The organism is Amycolatopsis sp. cmx-4-61 (assembly GCF_046548775.1).
In the GTDB taxonomy this organism is placed as follows: Bacteria; Actinomycetota; Actinomycetes; order Mycobacteriales; family Pseudonocardiaceae; genus Amycolatopsis.
In genome coordinates this window covers 1,591,086-1,606,545 of sequence record NZ_JAEBEI010000001.1, presented here as the reverse complement: position 1 = coordinate 1,606,545, position 15,460 = coordinate 1,591,086, and the positions used below count along the sequence as shown (strand labels likewise).

Here is a 15,460-nt window from a genome sequence, read left to right as displayed (position 1 = left end):
TTTCCCCTTCACACCCCGGATCGACCGGCGGAGCGTGCCAAGCACGCGTGTATCGAACGTGGAAGAAATGCGGATTTTCGAAACCCTTACGGCCGATTGCGCGATGTCAAAGGCGGACAGCAAGCTGAGGCCGGGGAGGCGGCGTGGAGTTTCGGATGCTCGGCCCGCTGGAGGCGTGGCACGAAGGCGCCCCGGTGCCGCTGGGTGACCAGCAGCAGCGGTTCGTCCTCGTCGTGCTGCTCCTGCACGCGAACAAGCCGGTGACGCCCGCCCGCCTCACCGAGATCGTCTGGGCCGGTGGCCGGGAAACCCGTCCCAACCTGGTGCGCAGCTACATCAAGCGGCTGCGCGACGTCGTCCAGGTTGCGGGCGATGTGACCATCGAGACGACGCCGACCGGCTATCTCCTGCGCATCGGCGAGGACCAGCTCGACACTGCGCGGTTCATCCGGCTACGCACCGAAGCAGCCACCGCCCTCGCCGTCGATCCCCACCGGGCGATTGCGCTGCTGCGCGAGGCCGTCGCCCTGTGGCGGGGGAAGTTCCTCGAAGACATCGACATCGACCGGGTCGGCGGCGCCGAGGTGATTTCCCCGGACGAAAGCTACCTCGACGCGGTCGGCGACCTGGCCGAGCTGGAACTCGAGTCCGGCGACCACCGCTCGGCGCGCGACCGGCTGCGGCCGCTCGTCCAGGCGGACCCGGCCGGCCAGCGCCACGCCGAGCTCCTGATGCGCGCGCTGCTCGTAGGGGGCGACCGGACGGCGGCGCTGCGCGTCTTCAACAACACCCGCTCCGCCCTGTCCGCACACCGCATGGAACCCGGTCCCGTGCTGCGCAAGCTCGCGGCGCGTGCGGAACGGGGTGATCCCCCCAGCTCGCTCCCGTCGCGACCCGGCGGGTTCACCGGCCGCGCGGCGGAGCTCGGTGCGATCGAAGCGGCCGCCTCGGCAGGACGGCGTGCGGTCTGGGTGAGTGGCGCGCCGGGCGTCGGAAAGACCGGCCTGGCCATCGAGGCGGCCCACCGGCTTCGCGACCGGTTTCCCGACGGCCAGCTCATGGTGCGTCTCAACGGCTTCACGCCCGGCGTTCCGGAAACCGCGGTCGGCGACGCGCTGGCCGAACTTCTCGTCGAACTCGGCGTTCCCGCCGAGCAGATCCCGGCTACCACCGGCCGGAAAGTGCGCCTCTACCAGGACACACTGTGGGGGACACGCACGCTGGTGGTGCTCGACAACGCCGCGACGCCGGAGCAAATCCGGCCGCTGCTCCCCGAGGCGGACGGCTGCCTCGCCGTCATCACCAGCCGCCGGATGGGCGATGCGGACACCGGCGAGCACATCCGGCTCTCGCCGTTGTCGCCCGAAGAGGCGACCGACCTGTTCCACGCTCTGACGGACTCGCCCCGCGTGCGCGGCCGCTCGGCTGATGTCTCCGCGGTGGTCACGCGGTGCGGCTTCCTGCCGATGCCCATCCGTGTGGCCGCCGCGTTGTTCCGGCGGCATGACCGGTGGCCGCTCGAGCACCTCCTGCGCCTACTCGAAGCGGACGGGCCCTGGGCCGCGGACGACGGCGTCGGCACGGCTGCGGTACGGATGTCCTACCAGCAGCTCGGCGAACCGCAGCGTGCCATGTTCCGGCTGCTGGGCAGCCTGCCAGGACCCGACATCGACGTCACCGGCGGCGCGGCGCTCGCCGGCTGTACTCCTGCCGAGGCCCGTCTGCTGCTCAACGACCTGCACGAGGTGAGCCTGCTGGAGGAGGCCGCACCGGAGCGCTATCACATGCTCGATCCGCTCAAGGAGTTCGCGAGCGCGGAGGCTCCCGGCCGGAAGGCCGCCTTGACCCGGCTGCTCGACTTCTACCTGGTCACGCTGGCCGCCGCGGTCGCCGTCGCATACCCGTTCGACCGCGCGCAGCTGCCCCGGTCCGATCGGTCCTCACCGGTGCTGCCGGTCTTCGCCGACGCTGACGCCGGGCTCCGCTGGATCGTCGCCGAGCGGGACAACCTCGTGGCCGCGATCCACTACGCAGCGACCCACGACCACCCCGGGCACACCTGGCGCCTCGCAGTGCTGCTCTGGCGCTATTTCAACACGACGAACCAGTTCGAGGACTGGATGGGTACCCTCGAACTCGCGTGGAAGACCGTCTCCGCCGACGAGGGCGACGACTACGGCCAAGCGCACGTTCTGCTTCGGCTGGCCACGGCGCACGACCGGAGCGGGCAGCTTGCCGAAGCTCTCGAGTGGGCCGCCAAAGCCCTTCCCAAGTGGCGCCGTCTCGATGATCCACACGGCGAGGCAGCCACCCTGTGCGCGCTGGCCATTCCGACGATGGAACTGGGCCGGCACGACCAGGCGATGGCCCACCTCGCCGCAGCGCTGGTCAAGTACGAGCAAAGCGAAGACCGCCGCGGCGAGGCCCATGCGCTGAGCATGCTCGGCTACCTGAACGAGCAGCGCGGCAACCTCGACATCGCACTGAACCAGCACTCGGCCGCCGCGCGGATGCTGCGTGACATCGGTCACGTGCAGGGCGTGGCACACACGCTGAACAACCTCGGTTCGGTGCAGGAAAAGCTGGGACTGCTCACGGAGGCTTTGGCCAGCTACACGGACGCGCACGCGTGCGCCGCCGAAGTCGGCGACCACTGCGTCGAGGCCTACGCGCTGAACAACATCGGAAACGTGCACCGCCAACGCGGCCGCTACGCCGTAGCGGAGCGCTACCACGACAAGGCCAAGGAGATAGCCGCGAACGTCCCGGACGCCGACCTGCGTACGCAGCTCTACCTCGATCGCGGCGCGACGGCGCTGGCACGCGGCGCCCGGGCCGAGGCGCTCACCGCCTGCAAATCGGCATTGGACATGGCCGACGGGAGCGGCAACCGCGCCTACCGAGCCCGCGCCCACCGCGGAGTCGCCGAGACGCTGCACGCGATGGGCGACCACGGGGGCGCCGTCGCGCACTGGGCCGCGGCGGAGGCCGAATTCGCCGCACTCGACCTGCCGGAGGCCGGCGAAGTGCGGAAGGAACGCTCGGCTCTGGGCTGCGCCTGCGGTCCGCGCTGACGTCAGCGCCGGTGCAGCACGCGGCTCAGCTCGGGGTAGATCTCGCGGACGCTGTGATGGCCACGCCAACGGCTGAGGCACCGGCCCAACTCACGCAGATCGGTACGCACGGTCGCCGAGTCGACGTGGGCGACGTCGTCGATCGTCTCGGCCAGCGTCCGGCAGCTCTCGTCGATCTCCCCGTCCAGCGCGTGAGCCAGTGAACGACGGACGCCGAAGCGCGCCCGGGTGCGGCGATTGGCCGCCGGGACCCGCGTGAGTTCCGCAGTCAGCAGAGTCGCCGCGTCACCGGGTCGTCCGAGATCGGTGAGCGACCAGCCACGGGCGAGCGCGAGTGGGTCCGGCGCAGTCGAGCCGAGCACCGGGTAGTTTCTGCTGTCGACAATGGCCCCATACAGCGGTTTCGCGGCTGTGTCCATCGCTCGTTCGAAGGCGTCTCGGTCACCGGCCAGCGCGTGCCCCTGTGCCTCCCGTCGGGCGGCCAGGCCGAACGTTCGCGAGCCGGGTCTACCGAGCCGCTGCGCCTGCCGCGCCAGGTCGATCGCCGCAATCGGATCCTGCCGGTAGAGCGCCAGGCCGGCTTCCCGGACATAGGCGTAGCTCGTCATCTCCAGGTCACCGGCGGCCTGACCCAGCTCGGAAGAGTGCCGCGTCCACGACAGAGCGTCGTGTTCATTGCCCGCCTCCTGGCTCAGCCACCCGGTGTATTCGGCCATCCGGGCGGCGAGCAGCAGCAGCCGGGACCGGACAGGTTCGGGATTGCCCCTGGCCAGTGCGTGCACCGTGCGCGTCTGGGCAACCAGCGGTTCGAGGATCACCGCCGGGCTGGTCTGCATGCCGAGCGTGCGCAACTGTTCGAAGGAGGCGCGCAGCCCGGCCACGGCCCGCTCGTCCACGATCGGGCGCGGACCGCCGGCCAGCGCGATGCCGAGCACCGCCCCGGCCCCGGCCAGCATCTGGCGGCGATCCAGCGTGTTGGCCTCTTCGACACGCGCACGCGCCTCACGTGCCGCCTCGATCAACGCGCCGCCGGCATCGAGGACGCCGTCACAGATGCGCGCCAGCATCGCATTCGGCGGCTTGAGGTCGTTCTCGATCTTGCTGATGTAGCCCTTGCTGTAGTTGCCTCGTTTGGCCAGCTCAGCCACCGAGATCCCGGCGGCCGTACGAAATTCCCGCAACAACCCGCCAAACGATTCAGGCATGCGTACCTCCATTCTCACCGACTTCGAGTACACCATTTTCATTGCGCGCGCGCAATTGGCGTGGCCGGCCGCGAACGAGTCGCGGCCGGCCCGGCGCAGCTCACCCGTGCCAGGGGTTGCCGTCCGTACCCGCCGGCGGCGGAGTGGTCGTGGTGACCGGCGGCGGCGTCCCACCGTCACCGTCGGCGAACGCCGCCGTGGAGCCGATCAGCGGCGCGGCCGTGACGATGCAGATGGCGAGCAGCGGACCACCGATTTTGACCAGTTTCGAAGACAAGGACATGACGAATCCTCCTCGGTAAAGGGTGATTTTCGGGGCGCTTGACAGAATTTCTGCGCCCTGCAATCAGGATTCGTCACGCAAGATCGAGCGACAAGGAGTTGACCGTTTCCCGTTCAAGCGGGAAACAGTCAACACACACGAAGGCCGCGTTCCCCTCGGAACGCGGCCTTCGTGTCAGCGACCCTCGCGGGCCCGGTCGAGCACTTCTTCCAGCCGAAGTGGGCTGGGTGGGTGATGACTCAGGCACAGCGGGGCCCGCATCGGGCGGAACCCGAACTTCTCCCCGGTGACGTAGAACTGCCCACGTTCCAGCCGCGAGATGTCCCCGACAGTGCTGCCCTTGGCCCTGGCCATATCGTTCGCCGCCGCGATCTGGGCCGGACTGTTCAGGCGGCCGAAGAACTGCGTCGTCGCGTTCCCGGTGATCTGGTTGTGCAAGCCCTTCGGTGCCTGCGTGGCGAGCAGCAGACCGAGCCCGTACTTGCGAGCCTGAGAGGCCAGCATGATGGTGCTCTGGGTACTCGCCGTCCACCCACCGGAAGGCGCGATCGTCTGGGCTTCGTCCATGACGAACAGCCCACCCAGTGGCCGGTCGGCCGCCGGGTGGCGCTTGATCCAGGCGAAAACTTCCAGCTGGAGCTGGCTGACGAACCCCTGTCGCTGCTCGTCGGAAGGCAGTCCCACGAAGCTGATCACCGAAATCCGGGCCCGCTTACCGGGCGACGGTGTGAGCAGGACGGCGGGATCGGCCGGCTCACCCGAGCCGCCGAGCAGCGGATCGTTGACCATCGCGGCCCGCAGGGTTTCCGCCAGGTCGGCGGCGGTCTTGGTTCCCGTGGTGAGCTTGCTGACCCCCATCGGCAACTCGGCGAGGACGTCGACGAAACCGGACAGGCTGCGTGACTCCTCCCGCGCGTAGTGAGTGAGCGCCTCACGCAGGACGGCTTGCCCCCGCACGGCGGCCTTCGCCCCACCACTGACCCTTGCGTGCGGAATGAGCCGGGCCACGGCGGCTTCCACAGCCGCGGCGAACTCGTCTTCGTCGTCGCGAACACCGGCGAAATCGGGCAGCGGGTGGAAACTCAGCGGCCGTCCGGCGGCGCGTCCGGGAGTCCACACGACAACCTCGGTCCCGGAGAGGTAGTCGGCGGCGGCTTCCGCGTCGCCGGACCTCCAGGCTTCCGGTGGTTCCGGCCACGCATCGCCTAGCCGGGCCAGATCGTTGTTGGGGTCCAGGACGATGGCCGAGACACCCTGCAGTGCACATTCCTCGATGATCCGGCGGAGAAGAACGGTCTTCCCGGTTCCCGACCCCGCGAAGATGACGGCGTGTTTGCGGAGGGACTCGAGTTCGATGCGGATCTCGCCGTCCAGACCCAGGGCGAACTCCCCTGGGTTCACCTCCGGCTTCGGCCTGGCCTCGGACGGCGGCGGGCGAGTTTCCCGCTGGTTGCCGCCCGGCTGCCCGGGGGCAGGCAGGATCTGCCGCAGGAGACTCGTCCTGCTCGCCGGCTTGCGTGCGACGAGCCAGTTGAGCAGGTGGTAGCTCTGCTTGGTGAGCAGCTGCCGGAGCGCCCAGAACGTCCGGATGTCCTCCTTGCTGATCTGCACGCGAGGACTGCCCAGCTGCTCCAGCTTGCCGAGCTCGCCGGTGGTCACGCCGCCACCCCAGCCCTTGCCCCCGTCGTGGATCAGCACCAGGTGCCGGTTGCGCACTCCCTCCTGGACTCCCGAAGCCAGCTTGGCCTCTCGCAGCTTGCGCAGGACGATGTTGCCGTGCTGGGAGGCGATGGCACGGAACAACCACTGCTCTCGGACATCCCGCTCCTCGTCCACCGTGCGGCGCAACCCGGCGTGGAGTTCCCCGGCACCGTCGAGGGATTCGGTCTCCCAGGACCGGTCGTCGTTGCCCACCTCCGTGATCCACGACTTCAACGCGGCCTGGACGAGATCCGGCATGATCTCATCCACCAGGCGCTTGCTCATCGCCGCCTCCACGTCCGCGCGCCGGCGCAGCTCGTGGAACTGACGGTCGAACTCATCGAAGTAACGGGGTTCCCCGTTGAGCTCGTGGGGGACGTCGACCACCACTTCGACGGGCTCTTCGTCGAACGAGGAGAGTTCCCTGATCTTGCCGTACAAGCATGCTTCGGCATGTTCCTGGACTCGCCTCAGCAGTTGGCGAGGCGTGTAGGCGGTCCACGAAGCCCCGAACGCATCCGAGGACACCGGCCAGGTCGCGTGTGGCGGATCGAAACCGATCCCCTGGTAGACCACGTCCAGCCACTTCTCCACCACCGCACGTCCCAGCCTGGAGTCGACGATGGCACCAAGATTCGGCGTCTCGGTGAACCGGTCGTCGAACGAGTCCGTCGCCGCCTCCTGCAGGAGGTTCCACGTCGTCGGAAGACAGGCAACGACGGACAGGGTTCGACGAGTCCTCTCCCGCAACTGCATCAGGCCGTCGGCGATTTTCGCGAGTTCACCGGTCGCTTCACCAGAGGATTCGTCCGCCACTTTCGTGATCAGCGAGTCCAGCTGGTCGACCGCGGCAACACTCGGCCCGGTCAGCGCAAGTACTCGGGAGATCTCCGCGACCACCTCACGCGGCTCTTTCCGTTCGGCGGGAAGACCCCAGCGCCTGCGGTCTTTCCGCCGGTCGTCGCTCGCCAGGCTGGACAGGTATTCCTTGCCGGTGGCGGACAGATCTGCGTCTGCCGCTGCGTACAGCGCGAGAGCCCGGAGCCCGTCAGCACACTCGACGGCGACCTGGGCATCGGCCTTGCGCAGCGTGCTGATGAAGCTGTTCAGATCTGCCGTCGTGAGGGGCGCGTCACCACGGACCACCTTGGCCACCGCCTCGGCGACTTCCGCCTTGTCGCACAACCGGCGCAGCAGCTTGGTCAGCTGGAGCTCACCGTCGTCGCCCTTGCGCCACAGCTCACTTCGCATGGCACGCAGGACATCGTCCCAGAAAGCCCTGCCGGTCGAGATGTCGATCAGGAAGAAGTAACCGCTCTCTTTCTGCACGAACCGCCGGACCCGGCCGAGAAGATGAGTCTTGCCGACGCCCTTCTGACCCTGCAAAGCGAGACCGATCGGACTCGGGCCCCGGCTGTGCTTCGCGTCCAGGATGCCGGCGCGAATCCGGTTCTCGGCCAGTGTGTGCAGTCCTTCGACATGGAAGGGTGAGGTACCCCAGACGTCATCCGGCGTTTCCGCCGAATTGAACCGGACCGCGGCGAGGGCTTGACGTTGCTGTTCCTCGTTCATGACTCCCCGATCGACAGTAGATGCTTGTCCTCCCTGCCGACTCGGATCGCCGCCGCGCGGTCGTCGTCGGTGAGCCCTCTGCGGTTCGAGTCGGGAGCCAGCTGGATCTTGCTCGTCTTCAGCAACTCGATCAGCTTGTCGTCCACCTCGGCTTTGTCGGCTCCGTCGAGCTTGGGCCGGAGGTGCGCCAGGCGCACGAACTGCTGCGGCCTGGTCGCGAGCTGGCGATAAGCCCGGCGGATCAACGTCTCGAGATCGACCGGCGCGTCCGTCTGGTGATCACCGGGCCGCGCCTGGTCATCACTCTCCTCTCGGAGGAAATCCGACAGAGGGATCCGGCGCTCCTGAAGCCTGCGCACCAGGCGGCGGAGGACCTCGAAGGCCGCACGGACCAGCGGACCAGGTCTTTGCGGAGGCTCCACCTCGGTGAGATGGTTCTCGCACCACGCGACACCAGGCCCCTTGATCTGCAGGTAGTAGCGGCCACTCTGCTCACGCACGGCTATGAAACCCCGCTCTTCCAGCTTCTCCCGGCCGGCCGGTCCCAGCTTGACTCCGTACTCCTTCACCAGATCCGCATTCGGCACCTCCGCGTTCGCCAAGGTCAACGCGATGAGCGCACCTCGCTCATCGGTCCCGAACTTCTCCGCCATTTGATCTCCTCACTGGGTATGAACGGTGATCCGGCGATGGAGCCGGCCAAGCAGTGCGTCGATGTCGGCGCGGAGCCCCTCCGGCGCCGCGATACGGCTGCCGTTCGCCCGGACCGCGCTCAGCTGCTCGAGGTCCACGGTCAGGTCCTTGAGCAGCGGCATATCGCCGTCGTCCAGGGCCGCGGTCATGTCGGCCACCGTCTGCTGGACGAGAGTCCAACGTCCACGATGCCCCGCTTCAGCAGGCACTTTGCGCAAAGCGGACACCGCGTCCTGCAACGCGGCCTGGTCGGAATCGGGCCGGCTCGACGTCGAATCCGTGATGATGTCGTGCAGTTGCCTCGCCACCTGGTGGGGACGGGTGTCGGCGTCGAGGTGGAAGAGACGCAGGTTACGGAGGAACGCCGGCAAGCCGTCGGGGTCGGTGGTCCGCGTGAGCACGCAGAAGAGCTGTCGACCGGCGTCGGCGTCCAAGGCGTGCCGCAGGAACCGTTCCGCCTCCATCGCCTGCCAGCGGCTCACCCAGCCGTCCACGACGAGACACAGGTGCTTAGCCGGGTTATTGGCCTGCTCCAGGAACTCCGGATCACCGGAGAGTGACCGGTCCACGCGCAGGCCGAAGTCGCGAAGTCCATGGATCAGGTCCGTGGCCGCCTTCGGTTCCGGCCGGGGAACCGACACCAGCAGGTCCAGGTCATACGACTGCCGCTGGGTGCGCGCAGCGGCCACGTACGCGTCCCGATTGTCCGCGAGCAGATCGGTACGGTCGAACTGCTGCGCGAGGACGGCGGCGACTGTCTCCATCGCGAACGACACCTGGTCCGGTGACGGGATGCGTTCGTCCAGGACCGGCAACTGTTCGCCGAAACTCCAGTACGACACATACGGCACTGTCGTGTGCCGCAGCATCTGCTCCTGCGTCACGCTCTTGGCCAGCCAGTTCCGGAACAGCGGCGAGGCCACCTCGGCGCATCGTTGCTGCCAGGCCTCGGCTCGCTCGTACTCCACCCGGTTGTCCAGCCGGGACAGGATCGGCAGCACCAGGTGTGGCGGGCGGTCGTAGGGCATCCGGTCGCGCGCGAGGTTCGCCAGCTGCGCGATGTTCACAGCGCCTTCGACGCTCTGCTGGTTGGCGGTGAAGAGGACCACCAGACGGTCAGGCAAGTGGGCGGTGCAGATGCCGCCGATGTCCGAGATACCCGTCCGGCTGTCGATCAGGACGAAGTCGTATTTCTCCGTCCACTCGGCACGGTACTGTTCGAGGAACTCCGCGAACCCGGCACGGTAGAGATCCTCCCAGTCGATGGCCTGGACTTTTTGTGTGTAGTCGGCGTCCTGGCGACCGGCCGCCAGCAGCGCGACTTCACCGTCCGGGTAGTCCAGCCGGATCGGCTGGCGGGCCGGGCGTTTGGCGCCCGCGAGGAAGTCGGAAGCCAGATCGACGACCCCACCCCTGGGTGTCTTGGACAGCAGGGGCCGGAAGTAGTGGTCCAGCCCGGGAGCCTCGAGGTCCCAGTCGATCGTGAGGACGCGGTAACCCCACCGGGCCAGCAGCAGAGCGACGTTGGCCAGTGTGAAGCTGCGCCCCACTCCACCTTTGTACGAGTAGAACGTGATGACGGTTCCACTCATGAGCCGAACCTCGGCAACAGCGGCGGCGGAGGCAGCACCGGATCCGGACGCGTGATGACCGGCCAATCCGACTGCCACGGCGGTACTTGTTCAAGCAGGTCGGCGAGGTCCTGCGCACACTGCCTCACCTTTTGCTGGAAGGAGTGCCACTCCCGGGTGTCCTGGTATCCGGCGCCCGGATTGTCCAGCCCTTTGAAGTCCCACCACGATCGCCGCAGTCCCTCTTCCTCGAAGGCGAGCGAATCAGAGTAGCGGATGGGGTAGATCAAGCCCTGCGGGCATTGCGGGCTGGCCAGACCGAGCAGTTCTTCGCGGGCTTGCATGCTGTCCCACTCGGCCATGCACCACTTCGACGTGAAGTAAGGCGCCGACAGAACTGCAACCATGATTTTGCTGTGCCGGAGCGCGTTCTCCAGCTGCGACGGCCAGTGCACACCGCGATGCATTCCCTTGTCGAGAAAAATTTTCGGTTCGTACCCGATTTCATCGACGAGGAAGTCGACGAGCCAGGGATAGAAGTTGGTCAACAGCCATTTGGACGCGGTTCCTCGACGAGGGTAGCTGATGAACAGATCGTACTTATAGCCGGGCACGCCGACGATGATAAGACGCCCGAAGTTCCTTTCGCCAGGTCATACGGTGGCCAATAAACCTGGTAATGTCCAAAAAATTGCTAAAAAGTGGACATTCCGATCGGGTCAACCCGCCGTTGTGGTGATCGAGGGTCCCGGTCACCTTTCGCGGCCCGAGCCGTGGTCAGCCGCCGGCTTCCGGGCACTCCCGGCGACCATCGCCGCGCCGGCCAGGAGTACACCCGCGGCCGTGCACAGCGCGATCGGCGTTGTCGTCGCGGTCAGCAAAGCGCCGAGGATCGCCACGCCGAGGGCGGCTCCTACCTGGCGGGATGCGTTCAGTGCGCCGCCCGCCACGCCGGTCAGCTCGGGTGGGGCCGCCGCGACCACCATCGCCAGCAGCGATGGGATGGCCAGCGAGACGCCGAAGCCGAGCAGGGCCAGCGCGATCACCGACCGGGCCGCCGACGTCGTGCTCGCCTGGAGCAGCGTGCCGCCGGACATCAGGGCGAAACCCGTTACCGCCGGGATCCGCGGACCGAACCGGGCCACCAAGCGGCCCGTTAAAACCGGGTTGAACGCCGTCGGGATCGTCAGCGGGAGAAAGGCGAGACCCGTCGCCGACGGCGGATAACCGCGGCTTTCCTGGAAGTACAGCGACAGCACGAACAGCACGCCGGACAACCCGAAGTTCACGATCGCGCCGGCCGCCAGACCGAGCGGGAACGCGCGGGTGCGGAACAGGCCGGCCGGGAGCATCCGCTGGAACCGCACGAACACCGTGGCCGCGACGACGGTGAGCAGCAAGGCCGTCCACGAACGCTCGATCAGCGCGTACGTCAGTGTCGACAAAGCGACCACCGCGGCCACCTGACCCACGACGTCGATGCGGCCGGGCCTCGGCGGGGTCGGCGGAGCCGAGCGGGACAGCGCCCAAGCGGCCGCGGCCACCGGGACGTTGACCAGGAAGATCGCCCGCCAGCCGAACGCCTCCGTCAGGAGACCGCCCAGCACCGGACCGGCCACCAGGCCCGTTCCGCTCACCGCGGCCCACACCCCCATGGCTTTCGCCCGCGCGGACGGCGTCGGGTAGGCGGCCGCGATCAACGACAGGGAGGACGGCACCAGCAGGGCGCCCGCGACGCCGAGCAGCGCCCGGAGTGCGATGAGCGACGACGTCGAGAACGACAGCGCCGACAAACCGGACAGCACCGCGAAGGAAACCAGGCCGAGGGCGAACACCCGGCGGGCGCCGAACCGGTCCGACCACGCTCCCGCGGTGAGCAGGAACGCCGCGAACGTCAGCGTGTAGCCGTTGGAAATCCACTGCTGCGCCGGCAACGACGGCGAAAGGGCCGGAAGCGCGACCGTCACGATCGTCGTGTCCAGCATGACCAGGAAGTAGCCCAGCGAAAGGCCGGTGAGAAGTCTTGCCACACCGAAAAGCCTGGACGCTCGGTGACATCGACGGAAGCAGGCAGTTACGATGGCGGGTATCGGGCACACCGATGGGGGATGCCATGGAACTGCGCCACCTGCGCACCTTCCGCGTCGTCGCGCGGACGCTCAACTTCACCCACGCTGCCGCCGAGCTGCACTACGCGCAGTCCAGCGTCACCGAGCAGATCCAGTCCCTGGAAGCGGAACTGGGCTCGAAACTGTTCGAACGCGGGCGGCGGCTGCGGCTCACCGGGGCCGGGGAACGGCTCGTCGGCTACGCGGACCAGGTGCTCGAACTCGTCGAGGAGGCCCGGGCCGCGGTCGACGAAGAGCGCGGCGAACCCGAAGGCGACCTGACCATCGGCGCCCTGGAAACGCTGTGCGCACACCGGATTCCCGCCCTCTTCGGCGAGTACCGGAAGCGGTGGCCACGCGTGCGGCTCACGCTCGAAGAGGGCGGCCGCGGCGAGCTCTACCAAGCCGTGCGGCGGTCCGAAATGGACGTTTGCTTCACCTTCGGCGACCCGCCCGCCGACCCGGCGCTGGCCAGTGCGTCGCTGGGCAGCGAACCGCTCGTCGTGATCGTCCCACCCGGACATCCGCTGGCCCGGGAAACCGAGGTCCGGCCCGGCGACCTCGACGGTGTCGGGTTCCTCGCGACGCCGAAGGGCTGCGGCTTCCGGGAGATGCTGGACCGGCTCGACGGACCGGTGGTCGAGGCCGAGGTCGGCAGCCTCGCCGCGCTCGCGCGGTGCGTGGCCGCCGGCCTGGGGTGCGGGATCGTGCCCGCCCTCGTCGACCACGAGGGCGCGATCGCCGTGCCACTGGCCGGCGCGACCACCGGCGTCACCATGACGTGGCGACGCCGCGACGAGCACAAGCCGACTGTCGCCGCACTGCTCACCACCGCCTACGCGTTGTCCAATATGGACAGCAGTTCGGGCGGCAGCGCCAGGGTGAAGGCCGGGGCGATCGACTCGTAGTGCGCCCAGGTGCGCGGCCCGACCAGCGGAATGACGCCGTGGTGCCGCAGCCACGCGAGCGCCACCTGGTTGCCCGACGCCCCCAGCGATGACGCCACCTTCGCGACCGCAGCCAGGCGCGCCGCCGACTCCGGGCCCGCGTAGGACCGCCAGATCTGCGTGGACTCCCGGTACGCGGCGTCGTCGTAGATCCCGCGCAGCAGCGAGGAATACGCCGCGAGCGAGACGTCCGGGTGCAGCGACAGCCAGTCCAGCAGCTCACCGCCGGCGATGGACGGGACGTCGGCGCCGGCCGGGCGCAGGTACGAGTGCTGGACCTGGACCGCCACCGGCGACGCCCAGCCGTTCGCGGCGGCCAGCGCGCGGATGCGCTCCAGGCGCCAGGTCCGGACGTTGCTCCAGCCGATGTACCGCACCTTTCCCGACCGCACCAGCTTGTCCAACGCGGACAGTGTTTCCTCCAACGGCACCCGGCGGTCGTCCACGTGGACGTAGTAGAGGTCGATGTGGTCGGTGCCCAGGCGCCGCAGGCTCGCCTCCGCCTCGCGCTCGATCACCGCGGCCCCGGCCCCTTCGTACGTGCGCTCCCGCGCTTCCCAGTCCGTCGTCCCGTCGGGGCGGGAAGCCGCGCGGGCGGCGGGGAGGTCCGTGATGCCCGCGGCCACCTTCGTGGCCAGGAACACCCGGTCGCGCCGGCCGCGAAGCAGCTTGCCGAGCAGGGATTCGCTTTCGCCGCCGGAGAACTCCTCGCCCATCCACCACGCGTAGCAGTTCGCCGTGTCCAGGAAGTCGCCGCCGGCGTCGAGGTACGCGTCCAGGATGCGAGCCGACGTCGGTTCGTCGGTCGCCGTACCCATCGTCATGCAGCCCAGCGACACCTGGCTCACGTACTGGCCGGTCCGGCCCAGTTCCACCTTCTTCATGCCGACCACGCTAGGCCCGGATCGGTCCGGTACTACGATCCAATTCTGTGGCCGGATCACAGACCAATTGGGGTGTGCTGCTGGACCTGACCGGCCCGGGCCCGAAGCACGAACAGCTGGCCAGGGCCCTGCGGCAGGCGATCCGCGACGGCGATCTCGAAGACGGCGTCGCGGTACCGCCGAGCCGTCAGCTCGCCGCCGACCTCGGGTGCTCGCGGTGGGTCGTCACGCAGGCCTACGCCCAGCTCGTCGCCGAGGGGTACCTGGCCGGGCGCGCCGGGTCGGCCACCCGGGTCCGCCGCGTGGCGGGCGGGACCGGCTCGAGGACACCGCCCGAAGCCACCCCGCCGCCGCGGTACGACCTCGCGCCGGGCCTGCCCGACCTGCGGAGCTTCCCCCGGCGGCCGTGGGCGGAAGCGATCCGCGAGGTCCTCGCGACGACGCCGCACCCGGATTTCGGGCTGCCCGAGCCGGACGGCCACCCCCGCCTGCGCCGGGTCCTCGGCGACTACCTCCGGCGCGTCCGCGGCGCCGCCCCCGGCACCGTGCTGGTCTGCGGCGGCGTCACCGACGGCGTGACCAGCGTGTGCCGCGCCCTCGTGGAGCGCGGCAGCACCCGCCTCGCCGTGGAGGACCCGGGGTGGACGCGGCTGCGGCGGGCGGCCGAAGGCGCCGGGATGACCGTCGATCCGGTGCCGGTCGACGACGAAGGCCTCGACGTCGGGCGGATCCCGGCGGGCGTCCGCGCGGTGCTCGTCACGCCCGCGCACCAGTTCCCCACCGGTTCCGTCCTTTCGCCGCGGCGGCGAGCCGAGCTGCTGACCTGGGCCCGGGACGTCGACGGGCTGATCCTCGAGGACGACTACGACGCCGAGTTCCGGTACGACCGGCGGCCCGTCGGCACCGTCCAGGGCACCGACCCGGGGCGGGTCGCGCTCTTCGGCTCGGTCAGCAAGACGCTCAGCCCGGCGCTCGGGCTCGGCTGGGCCGTACTTCCTCCACAGTGGACAGTGCGCGCCCACCCGCCGCCGGTGGTCGACCAGCTCGCGCTCGCCCGGTTCGTCGAAAGCGGCGGCTACGACCGCTACCTGCGCAGCGCCCGGCTGCGCTACCGCGCCCGGCGGGACCGGCTCGTCGCCGCGCTGGGGCCGGCGCGGCTCTCCGGCGTCGCCGCGGGGCTGCACCTCGTGCTCCACCTCGACGGGGACGCCGCGGCCGTCGTCCGGCGGGCGCGGGCGGCCGGCGTCAAGGTCGCCGACCTCGACGGCTACCGGACGGCTCCCGGCGAGCCCGCGCTGGTCCTCGGGTACGGCAACCTGGCGGACACCGGCGTCGAAGCCGCCGCGGCGCTGCTACGGCGGGCTATGACAACGGCTTGACCTGGTTGCCGCCTTCCCAACGGGGCCGCCGATGTGAAAGGCT

11 protein-coding genes are annotated in these 15,460 nt (G+C 69.1%); 3 read left to right on the top strand and 8 right to left on the bottom strand.

Annotated elements, in window-relative coordinates; genetic code table 11:
• Nucleotides 1-143: 143 nt before the first annotated feature.
• A complete protein-coding gene (locus tag ACLJOU_RS07910) occupies nt 144-3,074 on the top strand; it encodes a tetratricopeptide repeat protein (RefSeq protein ID WP_410564494.1) in 2,931 nt (976 codons plus the stop codon).
• Nucleotides 3,075-3,076: 2 nt separating this feature from the next.
• Here the strand turns inward: ACLJOU_RS07910 and ACLJOU_RS07905 are convergent, their stop codons facing one another.
• The 7 genes from ACLJOU_RS07905 to ACLJOU_RS07875 all read right to left on the bottom strand — a co-directional run bounded on the left by ACLJOU_RS07905 (nt 3,077) and on the right by ACLJOU_RS07875 (nt 12,129).
• On the bottom strand, nt 3,077-4,279 hold the full coding sequence (locus tag ACLJOU_RS07905; RefSeq protein WP_410564492.1) for a helix-turn-helix domain-containing protein: 1,203 nt from the start codon (nt 4,277-4,279) through the stop codon (nt 3,077-3,079).
• A 100-nt stretch (nt 4,280-4,379) separates the two neighbouring features.
• Nucleotides 4,380-4,562 carry a hypothetical protein gene (locus tag ACLJOU_RS07900; protein ID WP_410564490.1) on the bottom strand — a complete coding sequence of 61 codons (183 nt, stop codon included), beginning with the start codon at nt 4,560-4,562 and terminating at the stop codon, nt 4,380-4,382.
• 174 nt (nt 4,563-4,736) lie between these two features.
• Nucleotides 4,737-7,835 carry a helicase HerA domain-containing protein gene (locus ACLJOU_RS07895; RefSeq protein WP_410564489.1) on the bottom strand — a complete coding sequence of 1,033 codons (3,099 nt, stop codon included), beginning with the start codon at nt 7,833-7,835 and terminating at the stop codon, nt 4,737-4,739.
• On the bottom strand, nt 7,832-8,488 hold the full coding sequence (locus tag ACLJOU_RS07890; protein ID WP_410564487.1) for a hypothetical protein: 657 nt from the start codon (nt 8,486-8,488) through the stop codon (nt 7,832-7,834). The genes ACLJOU_RS07895 and ACLJOU_RS07890 overlap by 4 nt, the downstream gene beginning before the upstream one ends.
• Before the next feature lie 9 nt (nt 8,489-8,497).
• The gene (locus tag ACLJOU_RS07885; RefSeq protein ID WP_410564485.1) at nt 8,498-10,120 is read right to left on the bottom strand and encodes a CATRA system-associated protein; all 1,623 of its coding nucleotides are present in this window, start codon (nt 10,118-10,120) and stop codon (nt 8,498-8,500) included.
• Nucleotides 10,117-10,713 (bottom strand): toll/interleukin-1 receptor domain-containing protein, encoded by a 597-nt coding sequence (locus ACLJOU_RS07880; RefSeq protein WP_410564483.1) that lies wholly within the window; start codon nt 10,711-10,713, stop codon nt 10,117-10,119. The genes ACLJOU_RS07885 and ACLJOU_RS07880 overlap by 4 nt, the downstream gene beginning before the upstream one ends.
• A 138-nt stretch (nt 10,714-10,851) precedes the next feature.
• The gene (locus ACLJOU_RS07875; protein WP_410564481.1) at nt 10,852-12,129 is read right to left on the bottom strand and encodes an MFS transporter; all 1,278 of its coding nucleotides are present in this window, start codon (nt 12,127-12,129) and stop codon (nt 10,852-10,854) included.
• 83 nt (nt 12,130-12,212) lie between these two features.
• Here ACLJOU_RS07875 and ACLJOU_RS07870 point away from each other — a divergent pair, with 83 nt between their 5' ends.
• Nucleotides 12,213-13,115 carry a LysR family transcriptional regulator gene (locus ACLJOU_RS07870; protein ID WP_410564480.1) on the top strand — a complete coding sequence of 301 codons (903 nt, stop codon included), beginning with the start codon at nt 12,213-12,215 and terminating at the stop codon, nt 13,113-13,115.
• On the opposite strand, the gene ACLJOU_RS07865 is transcribed toward ACLJOU_RS07870, so the two are convergent.
• A complete protein-coding gene (locus ACLJOU_RS07865) occupies nt 13,043-14,038 on the bottom strand; it encodes an aldo/keto reductase (protein ID WP_410564478.1) in 996 nt (331 codons plus the stop codon). The two genes, ACLJOU_RS07870 and ACLJOU_RS07865, sit on opposite strands and share 73 nt — an antisense overlap.
• A 47-nt stretch (nt 14,039-14,085) precedes the next feature.
• Here ACLJOU_RS07865 and ACLJOU_RS07860 point away from each other — a divergent pair, with 47 nt between their 5' ends.
• On the top strand, nt 14,086-15,417 hold the full coding sequence (locus ACLJOU_RS07860) for a PLP-dependent aminotransferase family protein (protein ID WP_410564477.1): 1,332 nt from the start codon (nt 14,086-14,088) through the stop codon (nt 15,415-15,417).
• The last annotated feature ends 43 nt before the right edge of the window (nt 15,418-15,460 follow it).